An 18106-nucleotide genomic window follows, 5' to 3' on the forward strand; every position below is an offset into this window, starting at 1 on the left:
CCATGGGCATCGACATCAACGGCGCGGCTGCCACCGCCGCTCCCCGCCCCGGCCAATGCCTGCGCACCTTCCTCCGCGAACAAGGCAACCTGGGCGTGAAAAAGGGTTGCGACGGCGGCGACTGCGGTGCGTGCACGGTGCACGTGGACGGCACACCGGTCCACAGCTGCATCTACCCGGCTGTCCGCGCCGAAGGCCACGCCGTCACCACCATCGAGGGCCTCGCCGCGACAGCCGCCGAGCCTGCGGATGGACTCCTGCACCCGGTGCAGCAGCAGTTCATGGAACGGCAGGGCTTCCAGTGCGGCTTCTGCACCGCGGGCATGCTGATGACGGCCGCCACGTTCGACGACGACCAGAAAGCCAACCTGCCCCGCAGCCTCAAGGGCAACCTATGCCGCTGCACCGGATACCGGGCCATCGGTGATGCCATCTGCGGTCACGCGGGCCACCCGGCCCCCGAAGGTCCTGGTTCCGGGATTGCGGGGGCCGGCCAGCCAGCTCCCACACCCGGGCAGCTCGGCGACGACGTTCCTGCGCCTGCCAGCCGCGCGGTGGTCACCGGCACAGCACGCTACACCTTGGACCTCCCGCCGGCCGAGCAGGCCACGCTGCTGCACATGAAAGTCCTGCGCTCGCCGCATGCCTCGGCCCGGGTCCGCACCATCGACGCCACCGTGGCCTTGGCCATTCCCGGTGTGGTGAGCGTCTTGACCTCGGACGATGCACCCACGCAGTTGTTTTCCAGCGCCCAGCACGAGTTGTTCACTGACGACCCGGACGACACCCGCGTACTCGACGACATGGTGCGGTTCATCGGCCAGCGCGTTGCCGCCGTCGTGGCAGACACCGTTGCCGCCGCCGAGGCCGGCGTGCGTGCCCTGGTGGTGGACTACGACATCCTGCCCGCCGTGTTCTCACCGCAGGCTGCCCTGGCACCGGGAGCACACCAGGTCCACGGCGACAAGGACGGCAACATTTCCCGGATCGCCAGTCCAGAACGCAATGTGGTGGCGGAACTGCACTCCGAGCTGGGCAGCGTCACGGACGGCTTCGCGGCATCTGCTTTTGTCCACGAACAGACCTACCGCACGCAACGAGTGCAGCACGTGGCGTTGGAAACCCACGCGGCCATTGCGTCCCTGGATGCCGACGGCCGGTTGCAGGTCCGCACCTCCAGCCAGGTCCCCTTCCTGGTCCGCCGCACCCTCTGCCGGGTGTTCGCGTTGCCGGAAGACCAGGTCCACGTGGTGGCTGGCCGGGTAGGCGGCGGGTTTGGCGGCAAGCAGGAGGTGCTGACCGAGGACCTGGTGGCGCTCGCTGCCCTGAAACTGGGGCGCCCGGTCCAGCTGGAGCTGACCCGGACGGAGCAGTTCACTGCGACCACCACCCGGCACCCCTTCACCATCGCGGTGAAGGCTGGCGCTGCGGCGGATGGCAGGCTGACGGCGTTGCAGTTGGACGTGGTGACAAATACGGGCGCCTACGGAAACCATGCCCCGGGCGTCATGTTCCACGGTTGCGGTGAGTCCTTGAGCGTCTACAAGTGCGCCAACAAGAAAGTGGATGCACGAGCGGTCTACACCAACACGGTTCCAGCAGGGGCGTTCCGAGGCTATGGACTGAGCCAGATGATCTTTGCCATCGAGTCTGCCGTGGACGAACTGGCCATCGGCATTGGGATGGATCCGCAGGAGTTCCGTCGCCGCAACATGGTCCGTGAAGGCGATCCGATGCTGTCCACCCACTCCGAGCCTGAAGAGGATGTGCACTACGGCAGCTACGGTTTGGACCAGTGCCTGAACCTGGTGCGGGACGCCTTGGTCCGCGGTAAGCAGCGCTACCGGGCTGCCGGCCTGGCCGATCTGGGCCCGGATTGGTTGGTGGGCGAGGGTTCCGCTTTGTCCATGATCGACACGGTGCCGCCGCGGGGCCATTTCGCCCATTCGCACCTGCGCTTGCTGGCCGACGGGACCTACCAGGCCGACGTCGGGACGGCAGAATTTGGCAACGGCACCACCACCGTGCACGCCCAGCTGGCCGCTACCGCACTGTCCACGGAGGCCGTGCGGGTGGCGGTGCGGCAAGCGGACACGGACCTGATCGAGCATGACACCGGCGCGTTTGGTTCAGCCGGCACCGTGGTGGCCGGAAAGGCGACGTTGGCGGCTGCCGAGGAGTTGGCCGTCCGGATCCGTGCCTTCGCCGCGGGCATTCATGGCACCCAGGTGGCCGGCTGCGTCCTGGCCGGGGACACCGTGGTGTGCGACGGGACGGCCGTGCCGCTCGCTGAACTGGCCCGCGCAGCAGCGGCAGCCGGCGTCGAACTCGCTGCCGAAGGGCGTTGGGGCGGCACTCCGAGGTCTGTGGCGTTCAACGTCCACGGCTTCCGGGTGGCGGTGAACCGCTGCACTGGCGAACTGCGGATCCTGCAGAGCGTGCAGGCCGCTGATGCTGGTGTGGTGGTTAATCCGCGGCAATGCCGTGGCCAGATCGAGGGCGGAATCGCCCAAGCCATCGGCGCCACGCTGTACGAGGAAGTGGTGGTGGACGACGCCGGCCGGGTCACCACGGACATCCTGCGGCAGTACCACATCCCCACCTTCGCCGACGTGCCCCGGAGCGAGGTCTACTTCGCCGAAACCAACGACTCCACCGGGCCAATGGGCGCCAAATCCATGAGCGAGAGCCCATTCAACCCCGTGGCACCAGCGCTGGCCAATGCCATCCGGAACGCCACAGGCCTGCGGTTCGCCCAGCTGCCCATCGCCAGGGACAAGATCTACCTGGGGCTGCGGGACGCCGGGCTGGTCCCGACGACGACAGCTGGCTCGCTCCCGGCATGAAGAACGGCGGGTTGCGCTGCGAGGCAGTCAATCGAGGAGCGCTACGCCGAACTCAGCGACGACGGCCCGCAATTCCCTGAGGTAGTGCCGCGCTTGGTCGGTAAGCGGAATCGCTGCGTGGCCGATCCAGCCGATCTCGATGCGTTCGTCAATGTCGAGAGGGATGGCGACGATCTCTGGGTCGAGCTGCCCGCTGATGATGCCCGTCGAGATCGTGTAGCCGTGGAGTCCGATCATGAGGTTGAAGATCGTCGCACGGTCAGAGACCCGGATCTCCTGCTTGCTGGACAACGTGGAGAGAATTTCCTCGGCGAAGTAGAAAGAGTTGTTCGCACCTTGATCGAAGGTCAGCCGCGGCATGCCAGCGAGATCGGCGAGGGTGGCACGCTCTCTTGCTGCGAGCGGGTTGTTCCGTGAAATGAATATGTGGGGATCGGCGAGGAAAAGCGGGGTGAACGCGAGCCCGGATTCCCGGAGTAGCTTGTCGATGACCTTTCGGTTGAAATCGTTCCGGTAGAGGATGCCGATCTCGCTGCGGAGCGTCCGGACATCCTCGATGATGTCCCAGGTGCGGGACTCCCGCAGCGAGAACTCGTATTCGGCCACCTCAGTGGCCTTGACCATCCGGACGAAGGCATCTACCGCGAACGAGTAGTGCTGCGTTGACACTCCGAGCAGACGTCGCGTCGGTGGCCTGCCAAGGTAGCGCTGCTCGAGGAGAGCGAACTGCTCGACGACCTGCCTTGCATAGCCGAGGAACTCTGCCCCGTCGGCGGTGAGGGTGACCCCGCGGGCGGAGCGAACCAAGAGCGCACGGCCTACCCGGGCCTCGAGGTCCTTCATTGCTGCGGACATTGTCGGCTGCGCTACGTACAGAAGCTCGGCAGCGGCGGAGATTGACCCTTCAGCTGCAACGTCTATGAAGTAGCGGAGCTGTTGCAGGGTCAGTCCGCTCGCAAGCTGTGGCATAGGAAAAGTCTATATGAATGCATAGTAGCCACTAGTTACTTGATACCCCCGGGAAAATTGCACTATGGATGCACCCCTTCTGAAAGGCCGTCTCCGGCCCATCATCAACGGATTGGCAAGACATGGCAGACGACTTTACGTTCAGCATCAGCACCACCCCCTTCAACGAGGAATACTCCCCCGCCGAAGGCTCCCGGATCACGACGAACTTCGCCAACCTGGCACGGGGCGAGCACCGCCAGGAGAACCTCGGCAACGCCCTGACCATGATTCGGCGCCGCTTCAACGATCTCGCAAGCTGGGACAACCCGGACCGGGACCGTTACACGCTCGAGCTTGAGATCGTTTCCGTGCAGATCGAGTTCACCGCGGAAGGTACGGATCAGCGGTTCCCCCTGTTCGAGGTTCTCGACATCCAGATCGTCGACCAGCTGAGCGGGGTCCGGCATCAAGGGATCGTAGGGAACAACTTCTCCTCCTACGTCCGGGACTTCGACTTCAGCGTCGTACTGCCAGCAGCAGGAGCGGAGTCAGGCAAGCCCACCGTCCCCGAGGACTTTGGCGATCTGCACGGCAAACTCTTCCAGCAGTTCCTCGATTCCCCGGCATGCCAGGAACGCTTCGGGCAGCCGCCAGTGGTGTGCATCAGCGTCTCCACGACCAAGACATACCGGCGAACGGAGAACCGTCACCCGGTCCTGGGCGTCGAATACCAACAGGACGAGTTCTCACTGACGGACGCGTACTTCGGAAAGATGGGGCTGCAGGTCCGCTACTTCATGCCACGCGGCAGCGTTGCGCCGCTCGCCTTCTATTTCCGCGGCGACCTGCTCAACGACTACTCCAACCTGCAGCTCATCGGGACGATCAGCACCATGGAGACGTTCCAGAAGATCTACCGCCCGGAGGTTTATAACGCGAACTCCGCCGCCGCCGCTGTCTACCAGCCGAGCCTGGGCGAGCAGGATTACTCGCGGACCCAGATCGCGTACGACCGCGTCGAACGTAGTCAGCTCGCGATCACGCAGGCGAAGTACACGGAGGAACACTTCATCACGCCCCACAAAGATCTACTGGACCAGTGGACCGCCAAATACCCCGCTCTCGTCAGCTGACCCACGGAGAATCGTCAAACATGAACACACTCTTGCCCACCACCGTTGTCGGAAGCCTGCCGAAACCATCGTGGCTCGCACTGCCGGAAACTCTTTGGTCCCCTTGGAAGCTGGACGGAGATGCGCTGCTCGAGGGGAAGCAGGATGCGCTACTTATTGCCCTCCATGAGCAGAGCCGGCGCGGTATTGACATCGTCAGCGACGGCGAGCAAACCCGCCAGCACTTCGTCACGACTTTCATTGAGCATCTCAGCGGGGTCGACTTTGAACAGCGCAAGACCGTTCGCATCCGCGATCGCTACGACGCCAGCGTGCCCACCGTCGTCGGAGCTGTGCGCCGCGAGCGGCCGGTATTCGTCGACGACGCGAAGTTCCTCCGCGCAGCCACCGACCGGCCGATCAAATGGACTCTTCCCGGTCCAATGACCATGGTGGACACGCTCTACGATGACCACTACAAGAGCCGCGAAAAGCTGGCCTGGGAGTTCGCCACGATCCTCAACCAAGAGGCGAAAGAACTGGCGGCGGCCGGGGTGGACATCATCCAGTTCGACGAGCCCGCGTTCAATGTCTTCCTCGATGAGGTCAAGGACTGGGGCGTGGCTGCGCTTGAGAGAGCGGCAGAAGGGCTGCGTGCGGAGACCGCCGTGCACATCTGCTACGGCTACGGGATCAAGGCGAATACTGACTGGAAGGCCACGCTCGGCTCACAGTGGCGGCAATACGAGGAGACGTTCCCGCTGCTGCAGAGCTCCAGCATCGACATCATTTCGCTGGAATCCCAGAACTCGCATGTGCCCATGGACCTCATCGAACTCCTCCGTGGAAAGAAAGTCATGCTCGGGGCAATCGACGTCGCAAGCGAGACCATCGAGACTCCTGAGGAGGTCGCCGACACCCTCCGCAAGGCCCTGCAGTTCGTCGATGCGGACAAGCTCATCCCCAGCTCCAACTGCGGCATGGCACCGTTCCCCCGGGACATTTCACTGGCCAAGCTGAGTGCTCTCAGCGCAGGGACAAACATCGTTCGCGAGGAACTCGCCCGCTCCGCCCCCAAGGTGGCATAACGATGTTCCACGCCTGCCGCGCCCACAGTTGGTTATAAGTTTCGAAGCAAAGCTGACCTCTTCTGGCCAGTCCTACCGTGAGGTGGTGCTCGCTGATCTCCGGTAATCTGTGGCCATGACGGGGGAGAGCGCCGCGGCCGCAGACAGCCCGGGCATCGAAGCGGCAAGCGAGGGTCCGGGCGGCGCGGCAGCCGAGTCGATGGTGGACCGTGTCTTCTTCACGTTCAGTGGCCTGAGCTCCATCTGGTTTGCCGTGGTGCTGTTCCAGGCGAGTTTCGGCTGGCGGCACGTGTGGTTCTTCCTTATCTTCTGGGCGGCGCTCGCCTACCTGGTCCTGCCGAGGTTGCACCGCATCCTGACCCGGATCTACCTGCCCGACTACTTCATTGGCCGATCCCGCACCAGCGATGGCCTGCTGGGCGACCCCGTGAACGTGGCCTTCCGGGGGAGTGGGCCGCAGCTGCATGCGGCCATGGACCGGGCCAACTGGACCCTGGCCGATCCCGTCACGTTGAACTCGAGCTGGCGCATCGTGGTGTCCACACTGACCCGGCGCAGCTACGACGAAGCGCCGGTCAGCCCGCTCTTCCTCTTTGGCAGGCAGCAGGACTTCGCCTACCAGCAGGAGGTGGATGGCAACCCGGGCAAGCGCCACCACATCAGGTTCTGGCAGACGCCCCAGGATTGGCTCCTGCCCGGCGGGATCCCCGTCGATTGGCTCGCCGCCGGCACCTACGACAAGGCAGTGGGACTGTCCCTCTTCACCCTGCAGATCACCCACAAAATCGAAGCAGACATCGACGTCGAACGCGACTACGTGGTCGCCTCGGTGACGGATTCCGCACCCGAGTCCACGGTGTCCTTCATCCGGGACTTCTCCACCGGATACCACTCACGCAACGGCGGTGGCGACAGTATCAGCACGGACGGGGACCTGCCGATCGTGGATGTCACGGCCCACCCGGACAGCGACACCGCGGACCTGCCCATCGCGGATCTTGCCCGGAAGCGCCCGTTGCCAACGCTCTTCGGCGCCGTTTTGGTACTGGGCCGAGGCGTCACCTCTGCGGTCCTCGCCCTGACGTTCCTCAACGCCGCGACCGACGAATCGGCGCTGACACTGCTTTTTGGGGACCCAGCCGACGACCTGGATTTGCAGAGCATCGTGGTACCCGGGTCGATCGCCCTGGCACTCTTTGCCTTGGCAGAGTTCGTCCTGGCGTGGTTCATTTTTCGTGGCGGAAACCGGGCCCGCGTGATCGCCATGACCTTCGGCGCGCTCTCCATCATCGTGCAGTTCGTGGGCACCATAACCGGCGGCGAGCCCATCTCGCTCGCCACCACCCTGGTGAGTTTCTCCCTCGACATCCTGCTGATTCTGGCACTCTCGAGCGAGCGCTCCAGGGACTTTGCCCGGCGTCGTTCCGGCAGCCTGAGAAATCCCGTACCCCGGGCGGCGCGGCTCAGTCGTTGAGCAGGTAGAGCTTGTCCGGCGTGTCCACGTCCTCACCGTCGGAAAGGTCACTGCAGTCCACCTGGTCCACGAGCTCCGGGTGGGCCTTCAGGAATACCCGGGCGCCGGCGTCGCCCTTCACGGAACGGACGACGGCGGCCCGTAAGGTCGCGTCGATCAGCAGCGGGTGCCCACGCCGCAGGTCCGGACCACTTCCGTAGGCGGCGGCGGTGATGCGGCCGGGACGGTGCGCGGAAAGTAGCCGCTGGACCGCTGCTGCGGTAAGGCCAGGCTGGTCCACCAGGGCAACCAGTAGATGGTGAGCCGGGTCCGCGGCAGCATTGCCCAGTAGCAACGAGCCGCCCATCCCGGTCTGCCACTCGTGATTGACCACCGTGCGAAATCGGCCCAGGTCAGCGTCGGACAACACGTCCACGGCACCGGCGCCCAGGACCACCACAACGTCCCGGCAGCCGCCTGCGTGCAGCGCCTCGGCCACCGATTCAACCAGCGGACTGCCGCGGAAGGGTAGCAGCGCCTTCGGCCCCCGGCCCAACCTGGTCCCAGCGCCAGCGGCGAGCAACACCGCAGTGCTGCTCGCCGCTGTTGGGACCTGGCTCATTTGCCTAGCCTAGCTCTGGAATCAGGCGTCGCCGCCTGCGCCGCCGGTGGTGCCGGCGTTGACATCGTGAAGGTTGTACTTTTCGATGGCCTGGGCTGGTGCCTGGGCATCGATTTTTCCTTCCTTGGCGAGTAGTTGCAGGGTTTTGACGACGATGGAGTGGGTGTCGTTTTTGAAGTAGCGGCGGGCTGCTTGGCGGGTGTCGGAGAAGCCGAAGCCGTCCGCGCCGAGGGTGGCGAACTCGTTCGGGAGGAACTGGCGGATTTGGTCCGGGATGGCCTTCATGTAGTCGGTGACGGCGACGATGGGTCCTTCGGCGTTGGCGAGTTGTTGGGTGACGAAGGGGACCCGTGTTGGTTCGTTGGGGTTCAGGAACGCGTGTTCTTCGGCGGCGAGGCCGTCGCGGCGGAGTTCGTTCCAGGAGGTCACGGACCAGACGTCGGCGGAGACGTTCCAGTCTTCGGCGAGGAGGCTCTGGGCTTCGAGGGCCCAGGGCACGGAGACGCCGGAGGCGAGGACGTTGGTCCGGGGACCGTCGTTCTTGGCCGGAGCCAGCAGGTAAATGCCCTTGAGGACACCTTCAACGTCGAGGTTGTCGGGTTCTTTGGGTTGGGTGATGGGTTCGTTGTAGACGGTGATGTAGTACATCAGGTTCCGGTCGCCGGTGCCGGGTCCGTACATCCGTTCGATGCCGTCGCGGATGATGTGGCCCATTTCGTAGCCGTAGGCGGGGTCGTAGGTGATGACGGCGGGGTTGGTCGCGGCGAGGAGGGGGGAGTGGCCGTCGGCGTGTTGGAGTCCTTCGCCGGTGAGCGTGGTGCGTCCTGCGGTGGCGCCGATGATGAAGCCTCGGGTCATTTGGTCTGCTGCTGCCCAGAAGGCGTCGCCGGTGCGTTGGAAGCCGAACATGGAGTAGAAGACGTAGACCGGGATGAGGGGGACGCCGTGGGTGGCGTAGGCGGTGCCGGCGGCGGTGAAGGCTGCGACGGCGCCGGCTTCGTTGATGCCGGGGTGGATGAGTTGGCCTTGGGCGGATTCTTTGTAGGCCAGGACGAGGTCGCGGTCTACGGAGAGGTAGTTCTGGCCTTTGGGGTTGTAGATTTTCGCGGTGGGGAAGAACGCGTCCATGCCGAAGGTCCGGGATTCGTCGGGGACGATCGGGACGATCCGGTGGCCGAAGTTCTTATCGCGGATGAGGTCTTTCAGGAGCCGGACGAACGCCATGGTCGTCGCGGCCTGCTGCTTCCCCGACCCGCGCGCTGCGGTTTCATAGGACTTGGCAGCCGGAAGCTCGACGGCGGTATGCGAACTGCGCCGCTCCGGTACTGAACCGCCCAACGCAGCACGTCGTTCCATCATGTATTTGATCTCGGGCGCCTCGAAGCCCGGGTGGAAGTAGGGCGGCTGATAGGGATCAGCATCCAACTGCTCATCAGAAATGGGAATCCGGAGATAGTCCCGGAACTCCTTGAGATCGCTGATGGTGAGTTTTTTCATTTGGTGGGTGGCGTTGCGGCCTTCGAAGTGGGGTCCGAGTCCGTAGCCTTTGACGGTTTTGGCGAGGATGACGGTGGGTTTGCCCTTGAATTCGGTGGCTGCTTTGTACGCGGCGTAGACCTTGCGGTAGTCATGGCCGCCGCGTTTGAGGTTCCAGATCTGGTCATCGGTGAGGTCAGCGACGAGTTCCTTGGTCGCGGGGTCTTTCCCGAAGAAGTGTTCGCGGACGAACCCGCCGGATTCGGCTTTGTAGGTTTGGTAGTCACCGTCGGGGGTTTCGTTCATGATGTTCACGAGCGAGCCGTTGGTGTCTTGGGTGAGGAGGTCGTCCCATTCCCTGCCCCAGACGACTTTGATGACGTTCCAGCCCGCGCCGCGGAAGAACGCTTCGAGTTCCTGCATGATTTTGCCGTTGCCACGGACGGGACCGTCGAGGCGTTGGAGGTTGCAGTTGACCACGAAGTTGAGGTTGTCGAGGTTCTCGTTCGCGGCCAGTTGCAGCAGGCCCCGGGATTCGGGTTCGTCCATTTCGCCGTCGCCGAGGAACGCCCAGACCTGCTGGTCGGTGGTGTCTTTCAGGCCCCGGTTGGTGAGGTACCGGTTGGATTGGGCCTGGTAGATCGCGTTCATCGGGCCAATACCCATGGACACGGTGGGGAATTCCCAGAAGTTCGGCATCAACCGCGGGTGCGGGTAGGAGGACAGGGCGTGGCCCTCGCGGGACTTTTCCTGCCGGAACCCGTCGAGGTCTTCCTCGGAGAGGCGGCCTTCCATGAACGCCCTCGCGTACATGCCCGGGGAGGCGTGGCCTTGGAAGAAGACCTGGTCCCCGCCGCCGGGGTGGTCTTTACCGCGGAAGAAGTGGTTGAACCCGACCTCGTACAGGGTCGCGGCCCCGGCGTAGGTCGAGATGTGCCCGCCGACACCAATCGCGGGCCGCTGGGCCCGGTGGACCATGACCGCGGCGTTCCACCGCATGTACGCCCGGTAGCGGCGTTCGTAGTCCTCGTTCCCCGGGAACGGGGCTTCCTGATCCACCGGGATGGTGTTCACATAGTCAGTGGTGGTGACCATCGGGACACCCACGGACTGCGCACCAGCACGCTGCAGCAAACTCCGCATGATGTATTGGGCACGCTCGGTGCCTTGTTCCCTGATCAACGAATCCAGGGACTCAACCCACTCGGCGGTCTCTTCCGGATCACGATCAGGCAGCTGGTTAGTCAACCCGCTGAGGATATGGGAGCCATCTTCTCCTGCAGACACGGAGCCTCGTTTCGTCGTTGAAATAAGTAGGGAGTTTCATGATGTGAGAAAACAATCTTGTCATATGAGAATAGCTGGCGCCAAAACTTGCGGTCAACAAGCCCTTGCGTGGCTGGAGGGTGACGCGCACCATGAAGTACCCATCGGTGGATTGTGACCGGCAGTCACTGCGGAGGGTCTTGACCAAAAGGTGATTCAGGTCATAATGTTTCACTATTCAATATCTTCATTCCGCGATGTGGAATAACAGCGAGGATCGCCCCCCGATCCGGCCTCACCACCGCGGAGCTCACCCAGAACTGGAGACCCCATGCAGACCAATGATTCGGTCGGCGTCGACAAAGATCTGAACCTGACAGCGCCGTCAGCAGCAACCAGCCCCCAATCCGATGGTGGCCAAGCCCTCTGCGAATCCGCCAGCGCGGCATCAGGCATCAGTATCAGCCCCACCCTCTACAACACTGACCTAGCCCCCACCAAGAAGAATGGCCGCAGCTGGTCCGGCTACAGCATCTTTACCCTCTGGGCCAATGACGTCCACAGCCTGGGTAACTACGCCTTCGCCATCGGCCTCTTCGCCCTGGGCCTGGGCGGCTGGCAGATCCTCCTGGCACTCGGCATCGGCGCCGTACTGCTTTTCCTCCTGTTGAACCTCTCCGGCTTCATGGGCGTCAAGACCGGCGTCCCTTTCCCGGTCATGAGCCGCATCAGCTTCGGTATCCGGGGCGCTCAAATCGCCAGCCTCCTCCGCGGCGCCGTTGCCGTGGCCTGGTTCGGCATTCAGACCTACCTCGCCTCAGTGGTCTTCCGGGTGATGGTCGTAGCCATGTTCCCGGCCCTCGCTGAAATGGACAAGAACTCCATCCTGGGCCTTTCGACCCTTGGCTGGATCGCGTTCATCATCCTCTGGATCGTGCAGTTGGTCATTGTCAGCTTCGGCATGGAAATGATCCGCAAGTACGAAGCGTTCGCTGGCCCCATCATCCTGATCACCATGGCAGCACTCGCCATTTGGGTCTTCAACGAAGCTGGCGGCGCCATCGCTTGGTCTTCGAATAACGCACTCGAAGGCCCCGAAATGTGGCTCACCATCTTCGCCGGCGGTTCGCTCTGGGTTTCCATCTACGGCACCTTCGTCCTGAACTTCTGCGACTTCACCCGCTCGGCGAAGTCCAAGAAGGCAGTGGTCCGGGGCAACTTCTGGGGCATCCCCATCAACATGCTTGTCTTCGGCGCAATCGTTGTAGTCCTGGCCGGTGGCCAGTTCCGGATCAACGGCACCATCATCCAGAGCCCCTCCGACATCGTCCAGACCATCCCCAACACCTTGTTCCTGGTCCTGGCTTGCCTGGCTCTGCTCATTCTGACCATCGCCGTGAACCTGATGGCCAACTTCGTTGCTCCTACCTACGCCCTGACCAACCTGTTCCCCAAGAAGCTCAATTTCCGCCGGGCAGCCGCTGTCAGTGCCGTCATCGGCCTGGTCATCCTGCCCTGGAACCTTTACAACAACCCGCTCGTCATCCTCTACTTCCTGGGTGGTCTGGGTGCCTTGCTCGGCCCACTGTTTGGTGTGGTCATGGCTGACTACTGGCTCATCCGCCGCGGCAAGGTCAACGTACCGGAGCTTTACACCGCATCACCGCAGGGTACGTACTTCTACAAGAACGGCGTCAACCCCAAGGCGATCATCGCTCTGATCCCCGCCGCTGCCATTGCCCTGCTGATCGCGTTCGTCCCGGCTCTCGCCGCTGCGGCCCCGTTCGCCTGGTTCTTCGCAGCCGGTATTGCCGCCGTCGTGTACTACTTCATCGCTGACCGTCACCAGGTGCTGCAGGATCAAGATGGCGAAGCCATCGCGATCGCAAGCACCCACTGACCGTCGCCAGGACAAGCCAAGGACCCCCATGCGCATTCTTGTTGCCAACGTGAACACCACAGCCTCCATGACTGATTCCATCGCCGCCTCGGCCCGCAGCATCGCGGCACCCGGCACGGAAATCGTGGGAATCACCCCCCGCTTTGGCGCTGATTCCTGCGAGGGAAACTTCGAAAGCTACCTCGCCGCCATTGCGGTCATGGACGCCATCACCTCGTATCCGGAACCGTTCGACGCCGTTATTCAGGCGGGGTACGGCGAGCACGGCAGGGAGGGGCTGCAGGAGCTCCTCGACGTTCCGGTGGTTGACATCACCGAAGCGGCGGCCAGCACGGCGATGTTCCTGGGTCACAAGTACTCGGTGGTCACCACCTTGGACCGGACCGTTCCCCTGATTGAAGATCGGCTCAAGTTGGCTGGCCTGGATGCTCGCTGCGCATCCGTACGGGCCAGCGGCATGGCTGTGCTGGAGCTCGAGGAAGAGCCGGAACGCGCCGTGGAAGCCATCATTGACCAGGCGCTCCGGGCTGTGTCGGAGGACAAGGCAGAAGTGATTGTCCTCGGCTGTGGCGGCATGGCTGGACTGGACGAAGAGATCCGCAAGCGCGCCGGGGTGCCCGTCGTGGATGGAGTGGCGTCAGCTGTCACCATCGCCGAATCGCTGGTGCGCATGCAGTTGTCCACGTCCAAGGTCCGGACGTACGCAACTCCGCGGCCCAAGACTGTGATTGGCTGGCCGCTGAACAGGGCTTCGGTGTGACTGCTCCACACCAGCGGGTAGCAGTGGTCACCGGGGCAGGGTCCGGCATCGGCCGGGAAGTGGCCCGGCAGATGTTGGCCGCGGGCTATCGCGTGGCACTCGTGGGCCGCCGCGTCGAACAGCTCAACGAAACAGCCGACGGTCACGCCCAGGCACTCGCGGTGCCGTGCGACGTGACCAGGCCCGACGCCGTCGAACGCCTTTTCGCTGAGGTGACAGCAAAGTGGGGGCGCGTGGATGTCCTGTTCAACAATGCGGGCGTCTTTGGTCCGGCGGCGAGCGTGGACGAACTGGATCTCGCGGACTGGGACGCCACCCTGGCCGTAAACCTGACCGGTTCCATGCTGTGCGCTGCCGCTGCGGTCCGCACCATGAAGCAGCAGGAACCGCAGGGTGGCCGGATCATCAACAACGGCTCCATCTCGGCGCACTCACCGCGGCCCCGAAGCGTTGCTTACACCGTGACCAAGCACGCCATGACCGGGCTGACCAAAAGCATCGAACTGGATGGCAGGGGCTTCGGCATCACCTGCGGACAGATCGACATTGGCAACACCATCACCGGGATCATGGACACCATCGGGGTGGGCTCAGGTGCTGTTCAGGCCGATGGCAGCCGCAAAGTCGAGCCCATGTTTCCGGTGGTGGACGCTGCAAAGGCGGTGCTGTTGATGGCGGACATGCCAGCCTCCGCCAGTGTGGGCTCGATTGTGGTGACGGCTGCGGGGATGCCGTTTGTTGGGCGTGGCTGATTTCTTCTGATGAATATTCGGCCACGATTGGTCGTTTTGCCTGATGGGTGGCCTAGGATCAGCCCATGACAGCAAATCGGGGACTTGCCCTATTCCGGCTTTGGTTTGCGGTGCTGGGTTTTGCCGCAGTGCTCTTCCAACTCCTGCACCTCATGGGTCAGCCCGTCTTTTCGGCCGGCAATTACTTCAGTTACTTCACCATCGAATCTAATATCATTGCGTTCATCACGTTGGGGGTTGCGGCCTGGTTTGCGTGGCAAGGAGCGAGCCCCCGCTGGCTCGAAATCCTGCGTGGTGCGGCCACGGTCTACATGACCATCACCGGGATCACCTATTCGTTGCTGCTCAGCGATATCGACGTCAACACCCCGCTGCCATGGGTCAATGTGGTGTTGCACTACACGATTCCCACCATCATGGTGATCGACTGGCTGGTGGACTTGCCGAAGACCAGGATTTCCCTCCGCACGTCACTGATCTGGCTGATTTTCCCGCTGCTTTATCTGGTGTACAGCCTCATCCGCGGGCCGATCGTTGACTGGTACCCCTACCCCTTTATCGACCCGCGAGTCGGCGGGTACGGCACGGTCATCATCATGTCGCTGGCCATCGCCGTCGGTGCCTTCGCCTTCGCTGCCGTGGCCGCACTGTCCACGCGGTTGCAGAACCTCGTACCCAAGCCGGCCACCGCTACCAAGACGCAACATTCCGCCTAGCCGTCTTTGGCCCGCGGCCCCACCGTCATGGTGGCGCGCAGGACTACAGTGGCAGCAACGCCGAGAGGTCCGCACGTAGGCCGGAGGCGTCCACTTTCCCGGCCGACACTGCGTCCGCCCAGATTTCCCTGCCGGACACGAGCGCAAGCCAGGTACCGGCGTCGCACTCAATAACGTTGGGCGGCGTACCGCGGGTGTGCCGCGGCCCGGCGACGCACTGGGTGACGCCGAAGGGCGGCACCCGGACCTCCACGGAGTTGCCGGGGGCGCGGGCGGTGACTTCCTCCAGCGAATACCTGACGGCGGTGGCCAGGACGGCGCGGGGGACAGGGATTTCTTCCGCGCGCTGCCAGGCGGCGAGCGCGGCGGCGCCTTCTTCAACATCAATACGACGGCGGGCCACAGCCATGGTCGCGGCCTCCTTTCGTGGCATTCGGGGTCCAGTCCTGCGTGCGGTCAGTCCAGCAGGGCGGAGACGGCCGGGCCCAGCCGGATTTGGCCAACGGGCCGTCCACCGCCCAGGACGGGCTCAACGATCTTGGGGAGGACCTCGGCTACCTTCTCAGCATCCACGGCACCCGCAGCCGCCAGCAACGTCAGCGCAACCAGCGAGGTGGCGCGGAGGCTGCCGTCCAGGACCTTGACGGCTACCGAAACACCCTGTGGCGTGGCCATGGCGACAACTCCCTCGGCGCCGATTTTCGCAATGACGCCCAGGTCCTCCATCACCACCGAGTTCGCCTCGCCGGTGCCCTGCACGGCCCACGGGTAGTCCAGCATGGACGTGGCGATGGTGGCGGCGCGGGCGTTGAAGCTGTGATCCCCCGGCGCCTTGGCCAGGTGCGAGTAGCCGCGCGCCAGCCCGGTCAGGGAGATGGCAGCGACGGGAGCGCCGCAGCCATCAATGCCGAGGTGGGCGATGCGTTCGTCAGCGTACTCTTCGATGACGCCGCGGACGCCCTGCTGGAGCGGGTGGTTGGGCTCCAGATAGCTGCTGGTATCCCAGCCGTTTTCGGTGCAGGCCCAAAGGAAGGCGGCGTGCTTGCCAGAGCAGTTGAAGGCGAGCTTTGACCTGCCGCGATCCGAGCGGACCAGCCAGTTCCTGGCTGTCTCGTCCTGCGGCCACGCAGCCGGGCACAGCAGTTGATCCTCGCGCACCCCTGCAGCTCGCAGCATGCCCGAGACCACGTCCATGTGGTCGAGCGAACCAACATGGCTGCCGCACGCCAACGCCACCTGGGCGCCGCGCAACGGGACGCCCGCCTGCATGGCGGCCAAGGCCTGGAACGGCTTCAACGCTGAACGGGCATAGACGGGGGTGGTGACATCGCCAAGCGCTGTCACCACCGTCCCGTCTGCTGCCAGCAACACCGCCGAACCCAAGTGCCGGGACTCCACGAATCCGCTGCGTTCAAGGACGGCAAGTTCGACGGCGGAGTCCACGGTGAAGGTGGCGTGCGGGTTGTGGGGCATGCAATCAGTCTATGGTCCGGCGGCTGCGGTGCTGCTACTGAACGGTGACCATCACCGATTGCCAGCCGGAGGCACCGTCGGGGACCGGATCGGCCCTCTGGTCGGTCTGCAGGTCACCGGTGCCGTCTGTTGCCCGGACCTTGAGGTAGTGCGGGCCGGGGGTGGCATCCCATTCGAAGGACCACTGGCGCCACGTGTCTACTGAGGCTTCGGTGGACAGCTCAACGGGAGCCCAGTCCTGGTCGTCGACCTGGATCTCCACCTTTGTGATGCCGCGGGTCTGCGCCCAGGCGGTACCGCCCACGGCGACCTTGCCGGCCGGGACCTTCGCGAAGGAGGCAGGAACATCGATCCGGGACATGGTCTTGATGGGTCCGCGCTCTGACCAGCCACGATCCGTCCAGTACGCCTTGCTGTCCGCGAAGCGGGTCACCTCAAGGTCAACCACCCATTTGGTGGCCGAGACGAAACCGAACAGGCCGGGCACCACCATGCGCACGGGGTAGCCGTGTTCCAGGGGGAGCGGCTCGCCGTTCATGCCGATGGCCAAGATGGCGTCGCGGTCGTCCTGCAGTACTTCGATGGGGGTGGAGGCGCTGAACCCGTCGATCGAGGTGGAGAGGACCATGTCCGCGCCGTCCTTGGGACCGGCTCGCTTGAGGAGTTCCCGGATGGGGTAGCCCAACCACTTCGCGTTGCCGGCCAGATTGCCGCCCACCGGGTTGGAGACGCAGGTCAGGGATACATGGGATTCGATCAGGTCGGCGTCGAGCAGGTCCGCGAACGTCATGGTGATCTCCTGATCCACCAAACCGTGGACCCGAAGTTCCCAGTCGTTGGCGTTGATTTCGGGGACGCTGAGGGCCGTGTCAATCCGGTAGAAGTCTTTGTTGGGGGTCAACCACGGCGGCATGCCCGCAACAGTTGACTGCACGCCGTCGGGAATTGCAGCGGCCGGCGTGACGGGGGTGGGCAGTTGGAGGGCGTTCCTGGCCTGGGCGATATTGCTGCGTGCCGCGCTCAGGAGCCTGCCACCGGTGGCAGCGACACCGGCTGCGACGGCGGTGATCCCCGCCGTCGCGAAGAATTTGCGTCGACTCGTGGCGGGCGTGCCCTTGCTGGCCGCCCGGTCCGCTGGCGCTTCCGGCCAGGTCTTCAGGCCCCAGAGCGGCGCGATCAGCAGCCGCAGAGCCACCAGTCCGGCCACCGTGCCCAGAATGCTGGGGATGGCATCCATGGGATGGACGCCGGAGCGGGTCACCACTGCGCCCACAATCACCGCACCCATAAACAGGACGCCCAAGACGCCCAGTACCCACTTCCGGTACGCCACCACGCCCAGGACGCAGGCCAATAAGGCGATGGTGACGCCCATGCCCACGAAGAGGGCGGCCTTGTCGTTGGTGCCGAACGTGGCGATGGCGAAGTCCTTCATCCACGGTGGCGTGAAGTCAATGAACGTGGAGCCGAGGGCGAAAATTGGTGTGGCGCGTGCCGTAAAGAACGCGCCCACCAACTCGGCAACGGCCAGTACGACGGCGGCCGCCACCAGGCCTGCCAGTGCAGCCATAGTGGTGGGTCCCTTGAGCCAATTCCCGAGCTTCTTCATGGCAGCTATTCGGAGCGGCGGGGTACAGAGATTGGCCGCCGCCGTCGCGGAGGTGGCGACACAGCTTAGGACCGGGCCGGGT

14 protein-coding genes are annotated in these 18106 nt (G+C 64.0%); 8 read left to right on the forward strand and 6 right to left on the reverse strand.

The window, feature by feature from the left end:
• Positions 1 to 2 precede the first annotated feature (2 nt).
• Positions 3 to 2846, forward strand: a complete 2844-nt coding sequence (locus tag PSET11_RS04985) for a molybdopterin-dependent oxidoreductase (RefSeq protein ID WP_124091015.1) — start codon at positions 3 to 5, stop codon at positions 2844 to 2846.
• Between the two features lie 27 nt (positions 2847 to 2873).
• Here PSET11_RS04985 and PSET11_RS04990 read toward each other — a convergent pair whose 3' ends face one another.
• Entirely contained in the window at positions 2874 to 3815 is a 942-nt protein-coding gene (locus tag PSET11_RS04990) for a LysR family transcriptional regulator (protein ID WP_124091016.1), read from the reverse strand.
• A gap of 122 nt (positions 3816 to 3937) precedes the next feature.
• Between PSET11_RS04990 and PSET11_RS04995 the strand changes: the two genes are divergently transcribed.
• From PSET11_RS04995 to PSET11_RS05005, 3 genes are all read left to right on the forward strand, one after another.
• Positions 3938 to 4930 carry a DUF1852 domain-containing protein gene (locus PSET11_RS04995; protein ID WP_124091017.1) on the forward strand — a complete coding sequence of 331 codons (993 nt, stop codon included), beginning with the start codon at positions 3938 to 3940 and terminating at the stop codon, positions 4928 to 4930.
• 20 nt (positions 4931 to 4950) lie between these two features.
• On the forward strand, positions 4951 to 5997 hold the full coding sequence (locus PSET11_RS05000; RefSeq protein WP_124091018.1) for a methionine synthase: 1047 nt from the start codon (positions 4951 to 4953) through the stop codon (positions 5995 to 5997).
• Positions 5998 to 6112: 115 nt separating this feature from the next.
• Positions 6113 to 7471 carry an LssY C-terminal domain-containing protein gene (locus tag PSET11_RS05005; protein ID WP_124091019.1) on the forward strand — a complete coding sequence of 453 codons (1359 nt, stop codon included), beginning with the start codon at positions 6113 to 6115 and terminating at the stop codon, positions 7469 to 7471.
• Here PSET11_RS05005 and nboR read toward each other — a convergent pair.
• Entirely contained in the window at positions 7461 to 8072 is a 612-nt protein-coding gene (gene nboR, locus PSET11_RS05010; RefSeq protein ID WP_124091020.1) for a nicotine blue oxidoreductase, read from the reverse strand. The genes PSET11_RS05005 and nboR overlap by 11 nt on opposite strands.
• A gap of 21 nt (positions 8073 to 8093) precedes the next feature.
• Positions 8094 to 10835 (reverse strand): pyruvate dehydrogenase (acetyl-transferring), homodimeric type, encoded by a 2742-nt coding sequence (aceE, locus tag PSET11_RS05015; RefSeq protein WP_124091021.1) that lies wholly within the window; start codon positions 10833 to 10835, stop codon positions 8094 to 8096.
• 310 nt (positions 10836 to 11145) lie between these two features.
• Between aceE and PSET11_RS05020 the strand changes: the two genes are divergently transcribed.
• The 4 genes from PSET11_RS05020 (at position 11146) to PSET11_RS05035 (ending at position 14942) form a co-directional block, all read left to right on the forward strand.
• Positions 11146 to 12714, forward strand: coding sequence for an NCS1 family nucleobase:cation symporter-1 (locus PSET11_RS05020; protein ID WP_124091022.1), 1569 nt, complete (start codon positions 11146 to 11148; stop codon positions 12712 to 12714).
• 28 nt (positions 12715 to 12742) lie between these two features.
• Entirely contained in the window at positions 12743 to 13474 is a 732-nt protein-coding gene (locus PSET11_RS05025; RefSeq protein ID WP_124091023.1) for an aspartate/glutamate racemase family protein, read from the forward strand.
• Complete coding sequence (locus PSET11_RS05030) at positions 13471 to 14226, forward strand: SDR family oxidoreductase (RefSeq protein ID WP_124091024.1); 756 nt, start codon at positions 13471 to 13473, stop codon at positions 14224 to 14226. Before PSET11_RS05025 ends, PSET11_RS05030 begins: the two co-directional genes overlap by 4 nt.
• 65 nt (positions 14227 to 14291) lie before the next feature.
• Positions 14292 to 14942 carry a Pr6Pr family membrane protein gene (locus PSET11_RS05035; protein ID WP_124091025.1) on the forward strand — a complete coding sequence of 217 codons (651 nt, stop codon included), beginning with the start codon at positions 14292 to 14294 and terminating at the stop codon, positions 14940 to 14942.
• A 43-nt stretch (positions 14943 to 14985) separates the two neighbouring features.
• Here the strand turns inward: PSET11_RS05035 and PSET11_RS05040 are convergent, their stop codons facing one another.
• Genes PSET11_RS05040 through PSET11_RS05050 form a run of 3 tightly spaced genes read right to left on the reverse strand, consistent with a single transcriptional unit; the run spans position 14986 to position 18024 of the window.
• Positions 14986 to 15351, reverse strand: coding sequence for a sterol carrier family protein (locus PSET11_RS05040; RefSeq protein ID WP_124091049.1), 366 nt, complete (start codon positions 15349 to 15351; stop codon positions 14986 to 14988).
• Between the two features lie 47 nt (positions 15352 to 15398).
• Positions 15399 to 16415: an asparaginase gene (locus PSET11_RS05045; protein WP_124091026.1), complete on the reverse strand. Its 1017-nt coding sequence runs from the start codon at positions 16413 to 16415 to the stop codon at positions 15399 to 15401.
• Positions 16416 to 16449: 34 nt separating this feature from the next.
• A complete protein-coding gene (locus tag PSET11_RS05050) occupies positions 16450 to 18024 on the reverse strand; it encodes a molybdopterin-dependent oxidoreductase (protein WP_124091027.1) in 1575 nt (524 codons plus the stop codon).
• Positions 18025 to 18106 lie beyond the last annotated feature (82 nt).

It is taken from the genome of Arthrobacter ulcerisalmonis (assembly GCF_900609065.1).
GTDB classification, from domain to species: Bacteria; Actinomycetota; Actinomycetes; order Actinomycetales; family Micrococcaceae; genus Arthrobacter; species Arthrobacter ulcerisalmonis.